The organism is Bradyrhizobium sp. AZCC 1719, from assembly GCF_036924525.1.
Taxonomy (GTDB): Bacteria; Pseudomonadota; Alphaproteobacteria; order Rhizobiales; family Xanthobacteraceae; genus Bradyrhizobium.
This window is the reverse complement of record NZ_JAZHRU010000001.1, coordinates 43,156-63,966: the sequence shown is the minus strand read 5'-3', so window position 1 is coordinate 63,966 and position 20,811 is coordinate 43,156. Positions and strand designations below refer to the sequence as shown.

The window sequence follows — 20,811 nt, the reverse complement described above, 5'->3', positions numbered from 1 at the left end:
GGATGCAGCCCCCGCTCCACGGCGGTGGCCCTGAACATGCTCTACTGCGCCGTATTCCTCAAAATGAGTTGCGTACCTCAAATTACCTCTGCTAGCCTTCAGCCCCATGAAGGAGCCGGACGGCCCTCTCACGCTCAGGGACATCGCCCGCCAGGCTGGCGTCAGCCTCGCGACGGTCGATCGCGTCCTGCACAACCGCCCCGGCGTGCGGCCCGACACGATCCGCCGCGTCAAGGAGACGATCGCGCGCAACTCCTTCCAGCCGCATGTGGCCGGCGCCGAGCTTGCCCGTGGCCGTGCCCGGCGCTTCGCCTTCGTGATGCCGTCGGGGCCGAACCTGTTCATGCAGCAGATCCAGTCCTATCTCGGCGAGATGTCGGGCTGGCTGTCGGCCCGCCGCCTCGCGGTCGAGTTGGTCGCAACCGACGTGTTCGACGCCTCCGTTCTCGCGAGCTCGCTGGAGGCTCTTGCCGGCGAGTATGACGGCGTCGCGGTAATCGCGCTGGATCATCCGAGCGTGCGGGCCGCCATCAACGATCTCGTCGATGGCGGCGCCAAGGTGGTGACACTGGTCTCCGATGTGCCGTCGTCGCGCCGTCATTATTATGTTGGCATCGACAATATCGCCGCCGGGCGCACCGCGGGCGCGCTGGTCGGCCGCCTCGTTGGTCCGCGATCCGGCAAGGTCGCGATCGTCGCCGGCTCGCAAGGTCTGCGCGACCATGCCGAGCGCATCTTCGGCTTCAATCAGGTGATGGCGTCGGAGTTTCCTGGGCTCAACGTGCTGCCCGTGCTCGAAGGGCGCGACGAGGACGAGCGCTCGGAACAGCTCATGTCGCGGCTGCTCGGCAGACATCCTGACATCGTCGGCCTCTACAATGTCGGCGCCGGCACGCAAGGCGTTGCCAAGGCTCTGATCGATTCCGGCCGCGAGAAACAAGTAGTGTTCGTCGGACACGACGTCACCGTGCTGACGCGCAAGCTCTTGTTGCAAGGCGTGATGGATGCGGCGATTTCGCAAAACCCGGGACATGAGGCCCGCGCCGCCGTGCGCGTGCTGCTCGCGCTCGCCCGCGGCGAGCCGATCCTGAGTGAGCAGGAGAAGATCCGGATCGACATCGTGATGCGGGACAATCTCCCGTAGCCTGCAGAACTGATTTGCAAGACGGCCCGGTGTTGGGAAGGCGACAAAGATCGCCGATCGGGCCGGAAGGGAGGACAACGACGTGTATCTCGGGATCGACATCGGCACGTCCGGTGTGAAGGCGGTGCTCTTGAACGAGGCTGGCGTAATCGTCGCGACAGCCGCGCGCGAGCTTGCGCTCTCGCATCCCGCACCGCTGTGGTCCGAGCAGGATCCGGACGCCTGGGTTGATGCGGCGATCGGCGCCGTCGACGATCTCGCGTCCGCTCATCCGCGCGACGTCGCGCTGGTGCGTGGCATCGGTCTCTCCGGCCAGATGCACGGCGCTACCTTGCTCGGCGAGGACGGGCGTCCGCTGCGTCCGGCCATCCTGTGGAATGACGGCCGCTCCCTTGCCGAATGCAAGAGGCTCGAGGGGCGCTGTCCTTCGCTCCACACCGTCGCCGGCAATCTCGCGATGCCAGGCTTCACCGCGCCAAAGCTGCTCTGGGTGTCCCGCCACGAGCCCGAGATTTTCGAGCGGGTGGCAAAAGTGCTGCTGCCGAAGGCCTACGTGCGCTACCGCCTGACCGGCGAGATGGTCGAGGACATGTCGGACGCCGCCGGGACGCTCTGGCTCGATGTCGGTCAGCGCCGCTGGTCTGCGTTGCTGCTACATGCCACCGGGCTCGATCTTCACCACATGCCGCGCCTGGTCGAAGGCAGCGAGATCAGCGCGGTACTCGCTCCCGAATTTTCGAAGCGCTGGGGCATGGCGAAAGATGTTGTGGTTGCCGGCGGTGCGGGAGACTGTGCCGCAAGCGCGATCGGGCTCGGCGCCATCACACCCGGCGATGCATTCCTGTCGCTGGGAACTTCAGGCGTCGTGTTTCGTGTCACCGACAGTTTTGCGCCGGCGCCCGCGTCGGCTGTGCACGCCTTCTGCCATGCGCTTCCGGGTCTCTGGCACCAGATGGGCGTGATGCTGGCGGCGGCCGCCTCGCTCGCCTGGCTTTCGGGCGTCATGGCGACGCCTGCCGCCGCGTTGCTGGCGCCGCTCGGCGAGACCGTCCGCGGCCCGAGCCCGGTCAAGTTCCTTCCCTATCTCGACGGCGAGCGCACGCCGCACAACGACGCTGCTGCCAGCGGCGCGTTCGTCGGCTTGCGTGGTGCGACGGGGCGCGATCAAATCGTTCAGGCTGTGCTCGAAGGCGTGGCCTTTGCTGCGCGCGACAATCTTGCGGCGCTCGGCGATGCCAGTTCGGCGATCACCGAAGTCGATCTCGTCGGTGGTGGATCGCGCTCGGCGCTGTGGGCGCAGATCTGCGCCGACGTGCTCGGCATTTCCGTGCACCGCGTCGAGGAGGGCGAGGTCGGTGCAGCGCTTGGCGCGGCACGGCTCGGCCGGCTTGCCGCCACAGGCGAAAACCCTGCCCAGGTCTGCACGCGTCCGCGGCGACTTGCGAGCTTCTTGCCGCGAGCGTCCGCCGCAGCCGCCTATGATGAAGCCTATCACCAGTGGCGAAAACTATATCCTGCGTTGAAGGAGTTCTCCCTATGAACGTGTCACCCAAATTCTTCGGGGCGAGTGCGCCGATCGCCTATGGCGGCAAGGACGCCAAAAGCCCGCTCGCCTTCCGCTGGTACAACAAGAATCGCATCGTTCACGGGCAGCGGCTCGAGGACCACCTGCGTTTCGCCGTCTGCTACTGGCACTCGTTCTGCTGGCCCGGCGGCGATCCTTTCGGGGGCGAGACGTTCATGAGGCCCTGGCATCATGGTGCGGATGCGATGGCAATGGCGCGCGCCAAGGCCGACGTCGCGTTCGAGCTGTTCCGCCTGCTCGATGCGCCCTTCTTCACCTTCCACGACGTCGACGCCGCGCCGGAAGGCGCCTCGCTGGCAGAGTCCGTTGCCAACCTCAACGCCATCGCCGATCTCTTCGAACAAAAGATGGCATCGAGCAAAGTGCGGCTGCTCTGGGGCACGGCCAATCTGTTCACACATCGTCGCTACATGGCGGGCGCGGCGACCAATCCGGATCCGGACATCTTCACCTATGCCGCCGGCCAGGTCCGCGCCGCGCTTGAGGTAACGCATCGGCTCGGCGGTCAGAACTATGTGCTCTGGGGCGGACGGGAAGGCTATGAGACACTGCTCAACACCGACATTCAGCGCGAACTCGATCAGCTCGGCCGCTTCGTCTCGCTCGTCGTCGAGCACAAGCACAGAATAGGGTTCAAGGGACCGATCCTGATCGAGCCCAAGCCGAAGGAGCCGACCAAGCATCAATATGATTTCGACGTCGCCACCTGCTACGGCTTCCTTCAGCGCTACGATTTGCTGAAGGACGTCAAGCTCAACATCGAGCAGAACCACGCCATCCTTGCCGGTCACTCGTTCCAGCACGAGGTCGCACTCGCCGGCGCGCTCGGCGTGTTCGGCTCGCTCGACATCAACCGCGGCGACGACCTGCTCGGCTGGGATACCGACCAGTTCGCGATGAACGTGCCGGAGCTGGCGCTGGTGTTTCATGAAATCCTGCGCCGTGGCGGTTTCTCGACCGGCGGTCTCAATTTCGACGCCAAGATCAGGCGTCAATCCATAGACCCGGACGACCTGATGCACGCCCATGTCGGCTCCATGGATGCCTGCGCGCGGGCGTTCCTCGCCGCGGCCGACATGCTCGATGCTGAGGCGCTGACGAAGCCGGTCGCGGAGCGTTACGCCGGATGGGCTGAGCCGGAGGGGCGCGCAATTCTCGCCGGCCAGCGTTCGCTCGCCGATCTCGCCGATCGGGCGCTGGTAGCCGGCTTCGATCCACAGCCGCGCTCGGGTCGTCAAGAATATCTGGAATCATTGGTCAACCGGTATGTCTGAAGCGAGGCTGAGCATGACAATCCCGTGCGCAAACGGGCAACCGGTCCTGGAGCTGACAGGGATCGGCAAGGAATTCGGCGCGATCCGCGCGCTGCACGATGTCGACATGCAGGTCTTCCCCGGCGAGGTCGTCGGCCTGATGGGCGACAATGGCGCCGGCAAGTCGACACTCGTGAAGATCATCGCCGGCAACTTCCGCCCCACCCATGGCGAGATCCGCTTCGACGGCAATGCAGTCCATTTCTACCGCCCGATCGATGCCCGCGCGGTCGGGATCGAGGTCGTCTATCAGGACCTGGCGCTCGCCGACAATCTGACGGCGGCGGCCAACGTCTTCCTCGGCCGCGAGCTCAAGCGCAAATTCGGTCCGTTCGCCTTCCTCGACCACAAGGCGATGGCTGTGCGCGCGCTGCAGTTGTTCGGCGAGCTGCGCTCCGAAACGAGGCCGGATGACCTCGTCAAGCAGATGTCGGGTGGTCAGCGCCAGGCGGTTGCGATTGCGCGGACGCGGCTTTCCAACGCCAAGCTCGTAATGATGGACGAGCCGACGGCCGCGATCTCGGTGCGCCAGGTCGAACAGGTCCTGAGCCTCATTCATCGCCTGAAAGAGCAAGGTGTCGCCGTCATGCTGATCTCCCACCGCATGCCCGACGTGTTCGCAGTCTGTGACCGCGTCGTGGTCATGCGCCGCGGCGAGAAACGGGCGGACAAGCCGATCGGCGACACCAGTCCTGAGGAAGTCACCGCCCTGATCACGGGCGCAAAGGAGGCGGCGTGATGGCTATGCCCCTGGAATCCCCGATCTCGTTTACCAATGTCGGTCGTATCAGATGGTGGCAGCGTGGCATCTTCGCTTCGCAAACCGGCTACGTTCTGCTCGCGCTGCTGGTGCTGCTCGTCGTGATGCATTTTGCCAGTCCATATTTCTTCACCGAAGGCAACATGCAGAACGTGGCGAAGAACTTCTCCTTCATCGCCATCGCCACGCTCGGCGTCACCTTCGTGATCATCACCGGCGGCATCGATCTCTCGGTGGGATCGATGATGTGCTTCTCTGCGATGATCACCTCCATGGTCATGTCGAGCCTGTCGACGCCGGGCATGCCCGGCGCGGCGCTGTTCGTGCATCTTGCCGCGGACGGCAAGACCGTGGTCGCCAACGTGCCGGGGCTGATCCTGCTGGTCTCCGTTCTTGCCGGACTGGGCACCGCGCTGATCGCAGGTCTTATCAACGGCTTCTGCATCGCGGTGCTCGGGCTGTCACCCTTCGTCACCACGCTCGGCATGCTCTCGATCGTGCGCGGCCTCGGCTATGTCGTCTCCAATGGCCGCGGCAGTTTTCCAGGCGGCCCGGACGCCGATTATTTCTACGCGCTCACCTCGGGCGATCTGTTCGGCATACCCGCGCCCTTCATCTATCTCGTGATCCTCGCCGTGGTGATGGCGGTCGTGCTGCACCATACGACCTTCGGCCGCCACGTCTTCGCGCTGGGTGGTAACGAGAAGGCAGCCGAGCTGACCGGCATTCCGGTCGTGCGGGTGAAGATCGAAGTCTATGTGATCTGCGCGCTCGCCGCAGGCCTGCAAGGCATTGTCGTCTCCGGCTGGCTCGGGTCAGCGCCTGCGAACATGGCAACGTCCTACGAGCTCACCATCATCGCTGCGGCCGTCATCGGCGGCGCCAACCTTGCAGGCGGCATCGGCGGCCCGCTCGGAGCCATCGTCGGTTGCGTGCTGCTGGAAGTGATCCGCAACGGCCTCGTGCTCGCGCAGGTCAGCTCTTACTGGCAGCAGACGCTGGTCGGGGTGATCATCATCCTGGCCGTGCTGGTCGACCGCATCCGCTCACGCATGACTTAGCAGTTACTCCGGGAGGACAACGAACGCATCGTCTATCCGCTTTCCGGGGCATCAATTTAAATGGATAGGCACAAATGTGTGGAGGGAAGCAATGAGGAAGTTTCTTTTTGCCGGCATGGCCATCGCGATGATGGCCACCCCGGCATTGGCGCAGACCTACAAGTTCGTGATCGTGCCCAAGGCGATGAACAATCCGTTCTTCGACGTCGCGCGCGACGGCTGCCTCAAGCGCGCCAAGGAGCTCGGCAACGTCCAATGCATCTACAAGGGGCCGGTCGAGCATGAACCGGCGACGCAGGCGCAGATCATCCAGGATTTCATCACGCAGAAGGTGGACGGCCTTGCGATCTCGGTCGCGGATGTCGCAGCGATGACGAAATCGATCGAGGCAGCGACCGCGGCCGGCATTCCCGTCATCACCTTCGATGCGGATGCGCCTGGCTCGAAGCGGATCGCCTATATCGGCACCAACAACAAGGACTTTGGCCTCGCGCTTGGCAAACAATTGCTCCAGCTCAAGCCCGAAGGCGGCAAGTATGCCGTCGTCTCCGGCGGCCCCGGCGCCAAGAATCTTGCCGAGCGCGTCGACGGCGTACGCGAGGCGTTGAAGGGTTCGAAATGGGTCGAGGTCGCGGGTTCGCCGACCTTCTGCAACGACGATCCTGCGCTCGCGGTCCAGCAGATGGCGGATCTGCGCACCGCCACGCCGGATCTCGGCGCGATCGTGCCGGTCGGCGGCTGGCCGATGTTTGCGCCGGAAGGCTACAAGGCCTTCGTCAACAAGAACAAGAAGGACATCGATGCCGGCAAGCTGACGCTCGTCGTCGCCGATACGCTCAAGATGCAGCTTGAACTCTTGCGTGACGGCTATTCCAACGCGCTCACCGGGCAGCGCCCCTTCGAAATGGGCGAGAAGGCAATGGATACGCTGCTGGCGATCAAGAAGGGCGAGAAGGTTTCCGAGGTCATCCATACCGGCCTTGACCTCGTGACCAAGGACAACGTCGCTCAACTCTTGAAGTAGGAACGTTCTCAGCCCCAACGTTCCTGCGCTACACTCCCTCTCCCGGGTGCGGGAGAGGGAGTGCATGTTTCGACCATGGATCCTGGAATGAAGCGCACGCGACTTGCGGATGGACTCGACGTCACGGCGATTGGTCTCGGAACCGCTCCTCTCGGCGGACTGTTTGCGCCGGTCAGCGACAGGGACGCGGAAGCCACGATCGAACGCGCCTGGTCGCTCGGTGTCCGCTTCTTCGATACTGCGCCGCTCTACGGCTTTGGATTGGCCGAACGTCGCCTGGGCAGTTTTCTGCGCCAGCAGGACCGGGAATCCTTTGCAATCTCCACCAAGGTCGGCCGTTTGCTGCGCCCGTCCAGTGCGGCCGCGGAAGACGATCACTACAAGGGCACGCCGGCCGAGCGGCCGGAATTCGATTTCAGCTACGACGGCGTGATGCGTTCGGTGGAGCACAGCCTCGACCGTCTCGGGCTCGACCGCGTCGATGTATTGCTCGTCCATGATCCGGATGATCACTATGGGGATGCAGTCGCCGGTGCCTTCCGTGCGCTCCGGCGCTTGCGCGACGACGGCACGGTCAAGGCGATCGGCGCCGGTATGAATCAATCCGAGATGCTCGTCCGCTTCGCCGAAGTGGCGCCGGTCGATTGCTTCCTGCTGGCGGGCCGCTACACGCTGCTCGACCAGGGCGCGGTGACGACGTTGTTTCCGATCTGCCGTGCGAAGAGCATCGGCATCATTCTCGGCGGCATCTACAACAGCGGCATCCTCGCGAACCCGCGCGACGGCGCGAAGTTCAATTATGAAGACGCGGATGCGGCGCTCGTCGCCCGCGCGCTGGCGCTGGAGGCGCTGTGCCGCAAGCATGGCACCGAGCTCAAGGCCGCCGCAGTCCAGTTCTGTTTGGCCCATCCGGCGGTAACGGTCGCGCTGCTCGGCGCGCGCAGCGCTGCGGAGGTCTTGGATAACATCGCGATGGCCGGGCGGTTGGTGCCGTCCTCCTTCTGGCACGAGCTGCGCGAGCGCAAATTGGTCGACGCGTCCGCACCACTGCCGGGCGGAGCCTGACCCATGGTGATCGACGGTCATCAGCATTTCTGGGATCCCGCGCGCGCCGATTATCCCTGGATGGAGGCGCCTGAACTCGCGCGGATCCGCCGCGCCTTCGGCCCGAGCGATCTCGCGCCGCTGCTTCGCGCCAACGGGATCGATGCGAGCATTCTGGTGCAATGCCGTTCCTCGATCGAGGAGACCGAGGAATTCTTGCGCGTCGCCGCTGCGACGCCCTTCGTGATCGGTGTGGTCGGCTGGGTCGACCTGACGGGCGGCACGGTCGACGAGACGCTCGAACGGCTGCGCGGCTTGCCCGGAGGCGAAAGGCTGGTCGGCATTCGTCACCAGGTGCACGATGAGCCCGATCCTGATTGGCTGCTGCGCGAGGACGTGCAGCGGGGCTTGAGCGCAGTGGTTGCGCACGATCTCACCTACGATCTCCTGGTACGCACGCGAGAAATGCCGGCCGCGATCGCAACCGCGCAGGCGTTTCCGCAAGGGCGCTTTGTTCTCGATCACGCCGCCAAGCCGCCGATCGCCGACGGCTTCAGCCGTGAATGGGCCGATCGTCTCGCAGCGCTCGCCGAGTGCGGCAATGTCTGGTGCAAAATTTCAGGCCTCGCCACTGAGGCGAAGTGGGACGATTGGGACTCGGCTCGTCTGTTCCCCTTGGTCGAGCATGCCGCCAGATGTTTTGGCGAGGATCGTCTGATCTTCGGCTCCGACTGGCCGGTCTGTCTGCTCGCCGACAGCTATCGCGAGATCAAGAGCGCGCTCGAGGAGTGCCTGATGAAGCTTGGTCCGCAGGTGCGCCACAAGGCGTTTGGGCCGAACGCTCAGCGGGCTTATCTTGTTCCTCCTCCCCTTGTGGGGGAAGGTGGCGCTTAGTGTCGCTGTTCTTATTTGGAAACCACACCCAATCTATTGAAATTGATCGAGCGAGCGTATTCTTGGCATTTTTCCAAACGCGCCTTGAAATCAATGAATAATCAAGTTGATTTTGACTCCGCCATTCGGATGTCTGAACCGTCGCGTCCCAAATACTGCTCGACCGGTTGCGGCGCGAGGATGACTTGGCCTTCCTCTTTGTCAGCCATGATCTCAACGTGGTTCGCATGAAGTGCGATCGAACCATCGTGCTGCAAAATGGCCGCTTCGTCGAACAGGGCGAAAGCCGGGCGATGTCGGCAATCCGAAAGCCGCTTACACACGCGAACTGGTCGACGCGGTGCCGCATATCGAGGCAGAACTGGCTGCGTTCGCGACCTGAAGCAAAACGAAGATAGCCTCAAATTATTCGCGCTCGATCTTCACGCGAGCGGTCGAGCAAATAGCTGTGTTATCGGAACACATTAGCAGCGAAAAAACGTTCGTTAGCGCTGCCGGCGGCGAAGCGCCCGCCGCAAATAGTTGGTCGATTGCTCTTGACGGATTCGCAAATCTCTGTGCATACCGCTGCCCCACAAAACGCCGTCGAACTCGCCGGCGCTCTTTAAGGACCGAAACCGTGTTGCGATTGCGCTCACATATCGTCGCGAAAGCCGCCGCCGCGCTGCCGTTTATTCGGCCGTGCGATTGGTCGTGCATGTCCGTGACGGAACAAGGTCCGAGCTATCTGACGAAGCCCGAATATCTCGGGACCAACAGGATAGCAGGCAGAGCGTAACAGGCAGCGGGAATCCACCCTCTGCCAACCAGGCGGAGGGCAACATGGCCCGCAAGAACACCACCGAGACAGAACTCGAGAACCGTACCCGCGAGAGGATTTTCTCCTCGCCGATCGCGCTCGCCTTTGTGCGCACCGTTGTGGCGCGCCGAGGGATCTCCGAGTCCGAAGCCCGCCAGATTTACCTCGACTACATCAACCGACCTCGGTCGGCGTGCCACCACGGCCGCCGCGAGATGACGTGAAGTGATTTCGAATACAGGATGGTCGCCCCTGCGAGGACATAAGGCGATCCGCTGACCGGTACCGGTCTCCTTCAGTGGAGCGGCAAACGGTGGTTTCAGGCAGCGAGTGTTTTGTTGGCCGGGATTGTCCCGGCCGTTGGTAGATTTCACGCCGGCGTAGCAGTGCAGGATTTCTGTAAAGCCAGGGTCGGAAGTTCGATCCTTTCTACCGGCACCAATCTTGCCCGCGTAGCTACAGCGTAGAGCGCCGCCCTCAAAATGTCGAAAACAACCCCATGCAAAGTAGCAGGCCGCCGCCGGCATTCGACAAAGCAACTTGACGCGTCGGGCAAATCAGGGGCATTTTTCCATTATTCCGAAATCTTGTACGCGTCCGTCGCCCCGCATCAGCGGGCGCTTCCGTCGCGATTGCAGCCGAAAAATCCTCACCCAGAACTGAAAATTGCAGGGATCACTGCGGCGAGCGTTCGCCTGCGCCTGGCCGAACCGAGCGCTTGCGGCGCGCGTGCCAGGAAATATCGACATGAACACCGCTCCGAACCTCATTTCGCTCCACTAGCCCAACAGGTAGAGGCGACGGACTTAGACTCCGTGCGTTGGCGGTTCGAATCCGTCGTGGAGCACCAGACTTTGCAATTCCATTGCGTAGGTAAATGTCCGCGTAGCCCAATCGGTAGGGGTGGCGCCCGGCGGACCTATCCTTTAGCGCGCGCTTAGCTCAGCGGAAGAGCGCCTGTTTCACACGCAGGATGTCGGCCGTTCGATCCGGTCAGCGTGCACCAACTCGCGTCCGTAGCTCATTTGAGGAGAGCACCGCTGTGACATGGTGGAGGCGGCAGGGGCAGAGCCTGCCGGACGTACCATCAATTCCCTCCCGTAGCTCAATGGCAGAGCAATCGCTTGATAAGCGATCGACGGATGTTCGATTCATCACGGGAGGACCAGACAGCATGGGAGGTCGTCATGAGCGAGAACCTGCCTGCCGGCGTGCACCTTCTCTCCACCGAGAGCCAGGCCGCGCTTGTCAGGGCAAAGGCGAGGAGCGACGCCATCATGGCGCGCCATGTGAAATCGGAGCGGCTGGCCGCCGCAACCATCAAACCGATGGATCCGGAGCGTCAAACCTGAATGGAGATGGAGCGGATTTTTAACCCGTGCGCAAGTGGTTCGAAACCACCCGGATCCTCCACAACGGACCTGTGCCCCCAGCGGCCAAGGGAGCGGATTCTTAATCCGTCGCGAAAGCATCGTCGGTTCGAGTCCGACCAGGTCCTCCAAACATTCGCGCTCGTGGCGAAACGGGTAGACGCGCCGTCTTGAGAGGGCGGTGGGAGACCATGCCGGTTCGAGCCCGGCCGAGCGCACCAATGGCCCATGTCCCCATCTGGCGAAGGGACCGGATTGTCGATCCGGGAAGGCGAGTTCGATCCTCGTCATGGGCGCCAATTCCAGGATGTATAGCCGGCCAAAGCGCACGCCTCGGATGCGTGAGAGCGCAGGTTCAAATCCCGCCATCCTGACCAATCCGGGCGTCTAGCTCAACGGTAGACCCGGCTGCTCATAACAGCCCACATATCGGTTCAAATCCGGTGGCGCCCACCACCGCCAAAGAGAGGAGAGGGCAATGTTCGCAGCAAACCCGGCTCTTGTCCTCAATGCGGACTTCCAGCCGCTCAACTACTTCCCGTTGTCGCTGTTCAACTGGGAGGACGCCGTCAAGGCGGTCGTGAAGGGATCGCACGTCGTCGTCGCAGAATACGACGAGGTGGTCCGCAGCCCGTCGACGGTGATGCGGCTGCCGTCGGTCATCGCGCTGCGCGAGTATGTGCGGCCACAGGTTCGCGTCGCCTTCACGCGGTTCAATGTCTTTCTTCGCGATCGCTTCCGCTGCCAGTATTGCGGTGACCAGCATCTGCGCGGCGAATTGACGTTCGACCACGTCGTCCCGCGGGCGGACGGCGGCCAGACGTCCTGGACCAACATCGTGGCGGCCTGCAGCCCCTGCAACACGCGCAAGGACCGCTTCCACCTCAAGCCGCTGCGCAAGCCATTTGAGCCGACGCAGCACGACCTGATGGCGGCCCAGCGTCTCTTCCCGCCGAACTTTCTGCACGAAACTTGGCGCGACTATCTGTACTGGGATGCCGAGCTCGAGAAGTAACGGCGCCGGCGGCGAGTTGCGGCCGCCGGCGAACCATCACCACGTAGCTCAACAGGATGAGCACGACCCTCCGAAGGTCGAGGATGCAGGTTCGAGTCCTATCGTGGTGGCCAAATTTGATGGATGACGAACCGGACAGGCGCGCCGGCACGGCTTCGAATACCGATGGCACCGAAAGGTGTGAGGCTCAGGTCCTCGGCTCTCCGCCATGAACGATCGCGCCAGGCCGGATGTACGCCGGCGCAGCCGAGGAGTTTGCAGCCTTGGCACTATTTATCGCAGGCAGATCGGTTAGGTATCCATGCGGTCTCATAAGCCGCGTTGAGCCCGGTGCAACCCCGGGGCCTGCAACCAATTTGGGTAAGTCTGGGGACTGAGCGGGCCTGTAAAGCCTGCGCCTTTGTGCCTGCCTGGTTCGATTCCAGGGTTACCCACCACCATCAATGCGGACGTAGCGTGGAAGGTCGAGCACCTGAGTGCCACTCAGGAGAATCGGTTTCGATTACCGACGTCCGCGCCATCTAGCCCAGTTAGCAAATCTGGTGATTGCACGCGCCTGAAGAGCGCAGGAGGCCAGTTCAAATCTGGCGCTGGGTACCAGTTCGGGGCAGGCAGCGGGCTGCAGTTGATCCTTGCAAGATCGACGTCCGGAGTTCGACTCTCCGTTGCTCCACCATTTCATTCCCGTCGAGCCATCTCGGTGAGGGCGCTCCGCTGTTAACGGAGGAAGGCACGTTCGAATCGTGCGGCGGGAGCCAATCCACCACTTCCGATGTCGTGCCTGACTTGGGCTGCGGAAACGGAAGCGACCTCATCATGGTCGAACAAATCGACACGCTGCCATCGTCTAGCGGCAAGGATGCCCGGTTCTCAGCCGGTCGACGCGGGTTCGAGTCCCGCTGGCAGTGCCATATTCAACTTCCCGTAGCTCGACTGGATGAGCAGCGCGCTACGAACGCGAAGGTATGCAGGTTCGAGTCCTGCCGGGAAGGCCAATCATCATCAGCGTGTAGGGGAGCCTGGCCGTCCCTACCTGCCTTGGAAGCAGGGGATCGGTGGTTCGAATCCACCCACGCTGACGATCATCGCGCGCTGGCCGAGCGGTCAGGCGACGGACTCTGAATCCGTTCAGGCAGGTTCGATTCCTGCGCGCGCAGCCAATTTGGCCCTGTGGCGAAACAGGAACGCGGCGGTCTGCAAAACCGCTATGAGCCGGGGCAGCACCGGCCGGGGCCTTCAGCATGTGCTCGTGGACCAACTGGATGGTCAGCCGTCTTCTAAACGGCCCTATGCTGGTTCGAGTCCAGCCGAGTGCGCCATCATTCATCAATTTGGCCCGAGGAAAAGCCGATCTTGTCTGATACTTGTCGGCACATGGCCGTCCGGTTTGAGCTTCGCCGCGATCATCATCCGAATTGGAGAGTTGGCCGAGAGGCAAGGCAACGCGGTGCTAACGCGTCGAGTCCTTCGGGACGCACAGGTTCGATCCCTGTACTCTCCGCCATCACGTGAAACCGATGGACGATCCAATCGCAATCGATTGGATCTTATTAGGCGGATAGCGCGGGCCTTCCTCGTCAATTGCGGCTGCTTCTTCTTGCGGGCGTGGCGTAGTGGGCTGCGTGCCTGTCTTCCAAACAGGAGGTGTTCGGTTCGATCCCGGCCGCCCGCGCCAACCTGCCATCGCCTGGTGCTAAGGGTACGGCGCTTTCAACGCTGGACTTCGCGGGTTGAACTCCCGTTGGCAGGACCAAATTCATGACCAAATTTTTGGGCGCGTCGCCAAGCTGGCCAAGCGCCGGATTTTGATTCCGGTTATCGCAGGTTCGAGTCCTGCCGCGCTTGCCAATTTCTCGCGGGGCCTCGGCAGGGAAGGGGCCGGCTCTCATAAGGCTGGAGTGGCGGGTTCGACCCCCGTACCCGCGACCATTTCCTGTCGCCGACTACGCGACAGGTGACCATTCAATCTCTCCTGACTTCGTTCAATGGCAGGATGCTCGGTTGTGGACCGGGAGATGCGGAGTTCGACTCTCCCAGTCAGGACCAGATACCGGCTTAGTTCAGTGGCAGAACGCGGGCCTCCAAAATCCGATGTCGACTGTTCGATTCAGTCAGCCGGTGCCAACGTCTCTCTTGCCTTGGCTGCGTGCGCACGGAGACGCCAAAACGGCGACCATTGTTCTGAATAACGGCCGCATCGTCGAACAGGGGCGAGAGCTGGGCGATTCGACAATCCGAAAACCGCTTACACAAGCGAGCTGCAGCAGCGTTCTGCCGAGTCCAATGAAATACAGTGCAGGGTCTCGGGTGATTACAAATTATGCAGCTCGAGTTAAAATGGCGGCAGATGATGCCGTGGTGCTCAATCGAATAGGGCAGTAGCACTGTCGCGATTGGAGTGCGCCGCAACGATGCGCTGCATCATATCGACGAATACGGCTTGCTCCCGTTCACTTAAATTATCGAGCGTGGCGCGGTGCGCAGCCCGCGCTGATGCCTCTATTTTCGCCAGAAGCGCCGCTCCCGCCGGGGTCAATTTACAGAGCCGCGCGCGGCGATCCTCATCATCTACGGGTCTCTCGACGAAATTGCGGGCGGCCAGTCGCTTGAGCGCTCCGGTCGTCGTCGTCCTGTCCAGCGCAATATCGGCCGCCAATGTGGTCTGATCGGCGGTTTTCCGCACCGCAAGCGCCGAAAGCAGGCTGTATTGCAGTGGTGTGATCTCGAACTCACCGCATGCTTCCTGAAATAGCGCGACATGGATCTGGTGCAGCCGCCGGATCAGAAAGCCCGGTCGTTCTGACAGCGGCCACGGGCGATGTCTGGTCTCGCCATGACGCTTCTTTGCTTTCCGCAACGCACTCTCCCAGCCTCGGAACATCGATGCGAGTAGCTCGATTCGATGGGCTTCGCCACGGGAAGATCATGGCATGAAGTTTGCTCTTGTAGAATACGAAGTATGCTTCGTATTCTGTCGCGGGGCGGAGTAACACCGCCGGCGAAGACAGGGGAGATTATTCATGTCGATCAGCGCCACCTTCGACCAACTCCTGCGCGGCGGCCGCGTGATATGCCCGGCCTCCGGCATCGATGGCATCAGGGACGTCGCTATCCGCAATGGCAAGATCGCGGCGGTGCAGAGCGACATTTTACCGACCAGCGCCCGAGAGGTGATCGACGTGACCGGCAAGGTGGTATTGCCCGGCCTCATCGATACCCACGCGCATGTCTATCAGTATGTCACCGGTCGCTTCGGCATGAATGCCGACATGGTCGGCGTCCAGTCCGGCGTGACGACGTTGGTCGATCAGGGCGGTCCGTCCTGCATGACGCTGCCCGGCTTCCGGCATTTCGTTGCCGAGCCTGCGAAGTCGCGCGTTTATGCATTCCTGTCGGCTTATCTGGTCGGTGGGCTCGAAGGCCACTACTATCCGCAACTCTATAGTCCTGAAGGCGTCGATATCGACGCCACGGTGAAGGCGGCGACGGCCAATCTCGACATCGTTCGCGGCATCAAGGCCCATGCGGAGATCGGCGGCTTCGCGCGTTGGGGCATTCGCGTCATCGAAATGGCGGCCGAGATCGGACGCCGCGCCGATTTGCCGGTCTATGTGCATTTCGGCCAGCTCTGGGGCCTGCCTGAGAGTGGTACCAATGGCGAAGACGTCGATACGATTTTGGCGCGCGTGCTTCCTTTACTGCGAGAGGGCGACGTACTGGCGCATCCGTTCACGCGCCACCCCGGAGGCTTCGTCAACCGCGAGGGTGAAGTTCATCCGGTGATTCAGGCGGCGCTCGATCGCGGCTTGAAGGTCGACGTCGGTCACGGCAGTCATTTCTCCTATCGTCTCGCCAAAAAAGCGATCGCCGCCGGTATCATCCCCACCACGCTCGGCGCGGACATTCACGGCTACAACACCCACGTGCCTGCGCCCGCCGGCACGCCCGACCAGCATGAGGACGACGAGAATCATCCGTTCGCCGGCCAGGCCAAGTTCAGTCTGGTCCAGGCGATGAGTTCGATGATGGCGCTCGGCCTCGCGCTGGAGCAGGTCGTGCCGATGGTCACATCCAACTCGGCCAGGATGCTCGGCCGTGCTGACGAAATCGGCGCCCTCAAGATTGGCAGGGACGCCGACGTCTCGGTGATCGGAGAGCGAACCGGACGATTTGTCCTTCGCGACAACGAGAACAATGAAGTGATCGCCGAGCGTCTGCTGCAGCCTGAGTTCTGTCTGCGCGCTGGTGCGCGATACGACGCAGTAGCGCCAATTCTACCGCAGGCCGTTGCGGCCTGAGGAGGTCACGTCAAATCGATTGAGGAGAGTGCCACCGTGCGCAATGAGCGCGAGTTTCCTTCTGCGGGCGGAGCGGGCGCCGGACAAGGCGTCGGCGCTCGGCTGCCGCGAAAGGAAGACGATCGGCTGATGCGGGGCCGAGGCCAGTTCGTGGCCGACATCCGCCTTGCCGGGCTGCAGGACGTCGCTTTTGTGCGCAGCCCTTTGGCGCATGCGCTGATCCGCGGCATCCATGTGCCGGAGCGTTATCGCGGCAGCGTCTTCACTGCGGCGGATCTCGTCGACGTCAATCCGATCCGCGCGGTTTCAGGGTTACCGGGCTTCAAGATTTCCGAGCAGCCGGTGCTTGCTACTGGCAAGGTGCGTCAGGTCGGCGAACTCGTCGCCATGTGCGTGGCGCCGACCCGTGCCGAGGCGGAGGACATTGCGGCGGCGGTGACGCTCGATCTCGAAGAGCTTCCTGCGGTCCATGACATGCGAAAGGCGCGCGAGCCGGGTTCGGCGCTGGTGCACGAGCATTGGGGCGATAACGTCTTTCTCGAAACCAACTTCGAGGTCGACATCTCCAAGGCGTTCGATGCGCCGATCAAGGTGTCGCGCGAGATATCGACCGCGCGGCAGTGCATGTCGCCGCTCGAAGGGCGTGGCGTGGTCGCGACCTTCGATCACCGCCTCGATCAACTCACGCTCTATTCCTCAGCCCAGATGCCGCACATCACGCGCAGCGGGCTTGCCGAATGCCTTGGCATGGAGCAGGGCCGAATCCGTATCGTTTCGCCTGACGTTGGCGGCGGCTTCGGGCACAAGGGAATCCTGCTGCCGGAAGAAGTCTGCCTTTCCTGGCTGACGATGCATCGCGGTAATCCCGTACGCTGGACCGAGGATCGCCGCGAGCATCTCACCGCCAGCTCGAACTGCCGCGAGCACCACTACAAGATCACCGTCTATGCCGATCGTGACGGCCGGCTGCGCGGCATCGACTGCGAAGCAACCGTCGATTCCGGCGCTTACTCGTCCTATCCGTTCTCGGCATGCCTTGAGGCGGCGCAGGTCGCCAGCATCCTGCCGGGACCGTATTTGATGCCGGCCTATCGCTGCCGGACGTTTTCGGTCGCCACCAACAAGTGTCCGATCCTGCCTTATCGCGGCGTGGCGCGTACCGGCGTCTGCTTTGCACTTGAACTGATGCTCGATTTGGTCGCGGCGGAAGCCGGACTGGAGCCGGGCGAAGTCCGTCTGCGCAATCTGGTGCGGCCCGAGCAGATGCCGTTCGACAACATTACCAACAAGCACTTCGACAGCGGCGACTATCCCGAGGCGATGCGGCGGGCGCTTGCGTTGATCGACGTCGAGGGCGTACGGGCGCGTCAGCGCGAGGGTAAAGCAGACAGTCGGCGCATCGGCGTCGGGGTCTCGATCTATTGCGAGCAGGCCGCGCATGGCACGTCGGTTTATTCCGGCTGGGGCATTCCGATGGTGCCCGGCCACGAACAGGCCTCCGCGCGGCTGACGCCGGACGGCGGCCTCGAACTCCGTGTCGGCGTGCATTCGCACGGTCAGGGCATGGAGACGACGCTGGCCCAGGTCGCCCACGAGATGCTGGGCGTCGACGTCGCCAAGGTGCGCCTGATCCTCGGCGACACGGCGATGACGCCGTATTCGACCGGCACGTGGGGTTCGCGCTCGATGGTGATGGCAGGCGGCGCTGTCGCAACTGCGTGCCGTGAGCTGGGCGAGCGCGCCAGACGCATCGGTGCCAAGCTGTTGCAGCACGATCCGGCTGCGGTCGTGCTGCAGAGCGGCGAGGTTCGCGGCGTCAACGGCAGCGTCACTTTGAAGGAAATCGCCCATACCTGGTATCGCCGTCCGCAGGATCTGCCTGCTGACGTCGATCCCGGCGGGCTGGAGGTCACGGCTGGCTACAAGCCACAGCGCGATACCGGAACCTTCAGCTATGCCGCGCATGCCGCGGTCGTTGCCGTCGATCCCGATCTCGGAGAGATCGAGATCCTCGATTACGTCATCGTCGAGGACGGCGGCGTTCTCGTCAATCCGATGGTCGTGGACGGCCAGATCTATGGCGGCCTGGCACAGGGCATCGGCACCGCGCTGTACGAGGAAATGCCGTTCGATGCGGCCGGTCAGCCGCTTGCGACGACGCTCGCGGACTATCTGCTGCCCGGGCCCACCGAAGTGCCGGCGCCGCGTCTCGATCACATGGAGACGTCGTCGCCCTATACGCAGTTCGGCGTGAAGGGCATCGGCGAGGGTGGCGCGATCGCCCCTCCGGCCGCGATCGCTAACGCCATCAACGATGCGCTTCGCCCGCTTGGCGTCGAACTGATGCAGTCTCCGATTACGCCATATCGCGTCGTCGAGGCGGTCCTGGCCGCGCGCGAAGCAGAAAGGCCGGCGGCATGAAACCGGCGCCTTTCGGCTACGAACGTCCACGCGACTTGCAGGCGGCACTTGCCGTGCTCGACGAGGCCAAGACTGCCGCCAAGATCATCGCCGGCGGCCAGTCGCTTGGTCCCATGCTCAATCTGCGGCTGGTGGAGCCGCAGTTAATCGTTGACATCACGGGGCTTGCCGAGCTCAAGCAGGTCGAGCGTCGCGGCGATGAGCTCGTGATCGGGGCCTGTGTCACCCATGCCGACATCGAGGATGGACGAATTCCGGACGTCACGCGCGGCGCCATGCAGGGCGTCGCCGGCAACATCGCCTACCGCGCCGTGCGCAATCGCGGCACGGTCGGTGGATCGCTCAGCCATGCCGATCCCGCGGCAGACTGGGTATCCGCGCTGTCGGCCCTGGGTGCGCGACTGACGCTGCGAAGCCTTTCAGGCGCGCGCATGGTGGCGATGGAGGAGTTCATCGTCGGCGCGCTCGAATCGGCGCTGCGCGATGGCGAGATCGTCGAGACCATTCATGTTCCGGCGATGCCGGCATCGGCGCACTGGGGCTACGCCAAGAGTTGCCGCAAGACAGGCGAATTCGCGCATGCGATCGGCGCTATCCTGATCGATCCGAGCGCCGCGACCGCCCGCGTCGTGATCGGTGCGATCGATTCTGCGCCCGTCGTCATCACGAAAGCGGCGGAATTGTTCGGCGGACACATTGCCGGCGACTACAAAGATCGCTTCGATGCGCGTGTTGCCGATGTCCTGCTGGCAAAGGCGGGCGTCTCGAATGCAGCGCATCGCCATATTCATGTGAACGTGCTCAAGCGTGCGGTCCGGGAAGCCGGCGCATGAGCATTATCGCACTCACCGTAAATCAGCGCGCGGTGCAGGTATCAGCGGAACCGCGCACCAATCTTGCGGATTTCGTTCGCGAGAAGCTCGACCTGACCGGTACCCATCTCGGCTGCGAACACGGCGTCTGCGGCGCATGCACGGTGCTGCTCGACGGCGTGCCGGCGCGCTCGTGCATCACCTATGCGGTGGCTTGCGAAGGGGCAGAGGTCACCACGATCGAAGGCCTCGATGAGGACGAGGTTACGACGGAACTGCGCGCGGCCTTCACCCGCGAGCATGCGCTGCAGTGCGGTTACTGCACACCGGGAATGCTGGTCTCGGCGCGTGATCTGGTGCTGCGCCTGCCGCAAGCCGACGAGGGCCTGATCCGCGTTGGTTTGAGTGGCAATCTGTGCCGGTGCACCGGCTATGTCGGCATCGTGCGGGCGGTGCAATCGGTAATCGAAGCGCGGCGTGCCCGCGATATCGCGCCGATGCGGGATGGAGGGCGAAAGATCCTGGGTCCTGTTGGCTCAGGTCGAAGCGTGCACGACGGTGCCGACCGGGCCGAACGCATCCGGCCGGCGGCAAGCGAACAAACGCCGTCTGAAACGGCCAGTTCGGTTCCTGCAATTCCGGACTTCATCCCCGCCACCGTTCTGAAGCAGCAGTTCAGCGTCGCGCACCCGCCGGAGCTGGTCTTTGCAATGTTCGACGACATCGGTGCTGTCGCGGCCTGCCTTCCCGGCGCGTCGCTGACGGCGCCGCCGAAGCCGGAGCGCGTCGAAGGTGCGATCCGGGTCAGGATTGGCCCGATCGCCGCGACGTTCCAGGGCGCCGCGCGAGTCGAAGGTAATCCGGCCGATATGTCCGGCCGCATCGTCGGCATCGGCAACGACCGGCGCAGCCGGTCTTCGACGCAGGGCGAAATTCGCTATCGACTGGTGCCGATCGAGCAGGGGACACGCGTCGACATTTCCATCGGATACACGCTCACTGGCCTGCTGGCGCAGGTCGGAAGACCGGGGCTGGTGCGCGATCTCGCAGCGCGATTGATCACAGAGTTTGCCGGCAATCTTGACCGTCGCCTGTCGGGCACGCCACCGGGTGACGCTACGACGGCTGAGCTGAACGGAATGTCGCTGGTGTTCAGTCTTTTGCGCGTGCGGGTCGCGGGCTGGGTTGATCGTCTCTCGTCCAAGAATGACGGAGCGACGTGATGGATCGAAGTCTCCGCGCTATGCGGAAACGACGGGTGTGAACTGCGG

General features: G+C 63.1%; 16 protein-coding genes, 27 tRNA genes and 1 pseudogene. 43 read left to right on the top strand and 1 reads right to left on the bottom strand.

All coding sequences use genetic code 11. The features are described 5' to 3' along the window. The first annotated feature begins 106 nt into the window (after positions 1 to 106). From V1292_RS00350 to V1292_RS00160, 39 genes and pseudogenes are all read left to right on the top strand, one after another. The gene (locus V1292_RS00350; RefSeq protein WP_334369789.1) at positions 107 to 1,144 is read left to right on the top strand and encodes a LacI family DNA-binding transcriptional regulator; all 1,038 of its coding nucleotides are present in this window, start codon (positions 107 to 109) and stop codon (positions 1,142 to 1,144) included. 82 nt (positions 1,145 to 1,226) lie between these two features. Next, a complete protein-coding gene (xylB, locus tag V1292_RS00345; RefSeq protein ID WP_334369788.1) occupies positions 1,227 to 2,684 on the top strand; it encodes a xylulokinase in 1,458 nt (485 codons plus the stop codon). After that, positions 2,681 to 4,003, top strand: a complete 1,323-nt coding sequence (gene xylA, locus V1292_RS00340) for a xylose isomerase (RefSeq protein WP_334369787.1) — start codon at positions 2,681 to 2,683, stop codon at positions 4,001 to 4,003. The genes xylB and xylA overlap by 4 nt, the downstream gene beginning before the upstream one ends. Before the next feature lie 13 nt (positions 4,004 to 4,016). After that, positions 4,017 to 4,781, top strand: a complete 765-nt coding sequence (locus tag V1292_RS00335) for an ATP-binding cassette domain-containing protein (protein ID WP_334369786.1) — start codon at positions 4,017 to 4,019, stop codon at positions 4,779 to 4,781. Beyond that, entirely contained in the window at positions 4,781 to 5,863 is a 1,083-nt protein-coding gene (locus V1292_RS00330) for an ABC transporter permease (RefSeq protein WP_334369785.1), read from the top strand. Before V1292_RS00335 ends, V1292_RS00330 begins: the two co-directional genes overlap by 1 nt. Before the next feature lie 91 nt (positions 5,864 to 5,954). Further along, positions 5,955 to 6,887, top strand: a complete 933-nt coding sequence (locus tag V1292_RS00325) for a sugar-binding protein (protein ID WP_334369784.1) — start codon at positions 5,955 to 5,957, stop codon at positions 6,885 to 6,887. Between the two features lie 87 nt (positions 6,888 to 6,974). Continuing rightward, on the top strand, positions 6,975 to 7,952 hold the full coding sequence (locus V1292_RS00320) for an aldo/keto reductase (protein ID WP_334369782.1): 978 nt from the start codon (positions 6,975 to 6,977) through the stop codon (positions 7,950 to 7,952). Positions 7,953 to 7,955: 3 nt separating this feature from the next. Beyond that, a complete protein-coding gene (locus tag V1292_RS00315) occupies positions 7,956 to 8,825 on the top strand; it encodes an amidohydrolase family protein (RefSeq protein WP_334369781.1) in 870 nt (289 codons plus the stop codon). A 155-nt stretch (positions 8,826 to 8,980) separates the two neighbouring features. Beyond that, positions 8,981 to 9,207 (top strand): annotated as a pseudogene (locus V1292_RS00310) (ABC transporter ATP-binding protein); the annotation flags it as partial. Between the two features lie 440 nt (positions 9,208 to 9,647). Continuing rightward, on the top strand, positions 9,648 to 9,848 hold the full coding sequence (locus tag V1292_RS00305) for a hypothetical protein (RefSeq protein ID WP_334369780.1): 201 nt from the start codon (positions 9,648 to 9,650) through the stop codon (positions 9,846 to 9,848). Between the two features lie 549 nt (positions 9,849 to 10,397). Next, positions 10,398 to 10,474, top strand: a tRNA-Leu gene (locus V1292_RS00300). Positions 10,475 to 10,555: 81 nt separating this feature from the next. Then, positions 10,556 to 10,630, top strand: a tRNA-Val gene (locus V1292_RS00295). A 4-nt stretch (positions 10,631 to 10,634) separates the two neighbouring features. Next, positions 10,635 to 10,711: transfer RNA gene (locus V1292_RS00290), tRNA-Val, on the top strand. 7 nt (positions 10,712 to 10,718) lie between these two features. Then, positions 10,719 to 10,792, top strand: a tRNA-Ile gene (locus tag V1292_RS00285). 19 nt (positions 10,793 to 10,811) lie between these two features. Next, complete coding sequence (locus tag V1292_RS00280; RefSeq protein ID WP_334369779.1) at positions 10,812 to 10,976, top strand: hypothetical protein; 165 nt, start codon at positions 10,812 to 10,814, stop codon at positions 10,974 to 10,976. Between the two features lie 65 nt (positions 10,977 to 11,041). Beyond that, positions 11,042 to 11,125, top strand: a tRNA-Lys gene (locus V1292_RS00275). Between the two features lie 7 nt (positions 11,126 to 11,132). Next, positions 11,133 to 11,215 (top strand) — tRNA-Leu (locus V1292_RS00270). Positions 11,216 to 11,218: 3 nt separating this feature from the next. Next, positions 11,219 to 11,293 (top strand) — tRNA-Asp (locus V1292_RS00265). Positions 11,294 to 11,297: 4 nt separating this feature from the next. Continuing rightward, a tRNA-Pro gene (locus V1292_RS00260) sits at positions 11,298 to 11,371 on the top strand. A gap of 4 nt (positions 11,372 to 11,375) precedes the next feature. Beyond that, a tRNA-Ile gene (locus V1292_RS00255) sits at positions 11,376 to 11,450 on the top strand. Positions 11,451 to 11,472: 22 nt separating this feature from the next. Further along, positions 11,473 to 12,009, top strand: coding sequence for an HNH endonuclease (locus tag V1292_RS00250; protein ID WP_334369778.1), 537 nt, complete (start codon positions 11,473 to 11,475; stop codon positions 12,007 to 12,009). A 37-nt stretch (positions 12,010 to 12,046) separates the two neighbouring features. Continuing rightward, positions 12,047 to 12,122, top strand: a tRNA-Arg gene (locus V1292_RS00245). 245 nt (positions 12,123 to 12,367) lie between these two features. Then, a tRNA-OTHER gene (locus tag V1292_RS00240) sits at positions 12,368 to 12,446 on the top strand. Positions 12,447 to 12,454: 8 nt separating this feature from the next. Then, positions 12,455 to 12,529 (top strand) — tRNA-Gly (locus V1292_RS00235). Positions 12,530 to 12,533: 4 nt separating this feature from the next. Continuing rightward, positions 12,534 to 12,609: transfer RNA gene (locus V1292_RS00230), tRNA-Phe, on the top strand. An 82-nt stretch (positions 12,610 to 12,691) separates the two neighbouring features. Then, positions 12,692 to 12,767: transfer RNA gene (locus V1292_RS00225), tRNA-Asn, on the top strand. Positions 12,768 to 12,845: 78 nt separating this feature from the next. Further along, positions 12,846 to 12,920, top strand: a tRNA-Glu gene (locus V1292_RS00220). A gap of 7 nt (positions 12,921 to 12,927) precedes the next feature. Next, positions 12,928 to 13,004, top strand: a tRNA-Arg gene (locus tag V1292_RS00215). Between the two features lie 8 nt (positions 13,005 to 13,012). Next, positions 13,013 to 13,088 (top strand) — tRNA-Pro (locus V1292_RS00210). A gap of 7 nt (positions 13,089 to 13,095) precedes the next feature. Beyond that, positions 13,096 to 13,169 (top strand) — tRNA-Gln (locus V1292_RS00205). A 4-nt stretch (positions 13,170 to 13,173) separates the two neighbouring features. After that, positions 13,174 to 13,245: transfer RNA gene (locus tag V1292_RS00200), tRNA-Cys, on the top strand. A gap of 7 nt (positions 13,246 to 13,252) precedes the next feature. After that, a tRNA-Arg gene (locus V1292_RS00195) sits at positions 13,253 to 13,328 on the top strand. Positions 13,329 to 13,426: 98 nt separating this feature from the next. Next, positions 13,427 to 13,513: transfer RNA gene (locus V1292_RS00190), tRNA-Ser, on the top strand. A gap of 95 nt (positions 13,514 to 13,608) precedes the next feature. Further along, a tRNA-Gly gene (locus V1292_RS00185) sits at positions 13,609 to 13,684 on the top strand. Position 13,685: 1 nt separating this feature from the next. Beyond that, positions 13,686 to 13,762, top strand: a tRNA-Glu gene (locus tag V1292_RS00180). 19 nt (positions 13,763 to 13,781) lie between these two features. Then, positions 13,782 to 13,857 (top strand) — tRNA-Gln (locus tag V1292_RS00175). A gap of 6 nt (positions 13,858 to 13,863) precedes the next feature. Further along, a tRNA-Met gene (locus V1292_RS00170) sits at positions 13,864 to 13,938 on the top strand. A gap of 42 nt (positions 13,939 to 13,980) precedes the next feature. Then, positions 13,981 to 14,055: transfer RNA gene (locus V1292_RS00165), tRNA-His, on the top strand. Between the two features lie 3 nt (positions 14,056 to 14,058). Further along, positions 14,059 to 14,133: transfer RNA gene (locus tag V1292_RS00160), tRNA-Trp, on the top strand. A gap of 238 nt (positions 14,134 to 14,371) precedes the next feature. On the opposite strand, the gene V1292_RS00155 is transcribed toward V1292_RS00160, so the two are convergent. Continuing rightward, the gene (locus tag V1292_RS00155) at positions 14,372 to 14,866 is read right to left on the bottom strand and encodes a MarR family winged helix-turn-helix transcriptional regulator (RefSeq protein ID WP_334369777.1); all 495 of its coding nucleotides are present in this window, start codon (positions 14,864 to 14,866) and stop codon (positions 14,372 to 14,374) included. Positions 14,867 to 15,029: 163 nt separating this feature from the next. Here V1292_RS00155 and V1292_RS00150 point away from each other — a divergent pair, with 163 nt between their 5' ends. Genes V1292_RS00150 through V1292_RS00135 form a run of 4 tightly spaced genes read left to right on the top strand, consistent with a single transcriptional unit; the run spans position 15,030 to position 20,763 of the window. Beyond that, a complete protein-coding gene (locus V1292_RS00150) occupies positions 15,030 to 16,307 on the top strand; it encodes an amidohydrolase/deacetylase family metallohydrolase (protein WP_334369776.1) in 1,278 nt (425 codons plus the stop codon). 18 nt (positions 16,308 to 16,325) lie between these two features. Continuing rightward, positions 16,326 to 18,728, top strand: a complete 2,403-nt coding sequence (locus tag V1292_RS00145; RefSeq protein WP_334376899.1) for a xanthine dehydrogenase family protein molybdopterin-binding subunit — start codon at positions 16,326 to 16,328, stop codon at positions 18,726 to 18,728. Next, entirely contained in the window at positions 18,725 to 19,561 is an 837-nt protein-coding gene (locus tag V1292_RS00140; protein WP_334369775.1) for an FAD binding domain-containing protein, read from the top strand. Before V1292_RS00145 ends, V1292_RS00140 begins: the two co-directional genes overlap by 4 nt. After that, the gene (locus V1292_RS00135; RefSeq protein WP_334369774.1) at positions 19,558 to 20,763 is read left to right on the top strand and encodes a xanthine dehydrogenase family Fe-S subunit; all 1,206 of its coding nucleotides are present in this window, start codon (positions 19,558 to 19,560) and stop codon (positions 20,761 to 20,763) included. Before V1292_RS00140 ends, V1292_RS00135 begins: the two co-directional genes overlap by 4 nt. The last annotated feature ends 48 nt before the right edge of the window (positions 20,764 to 20,811 follow it).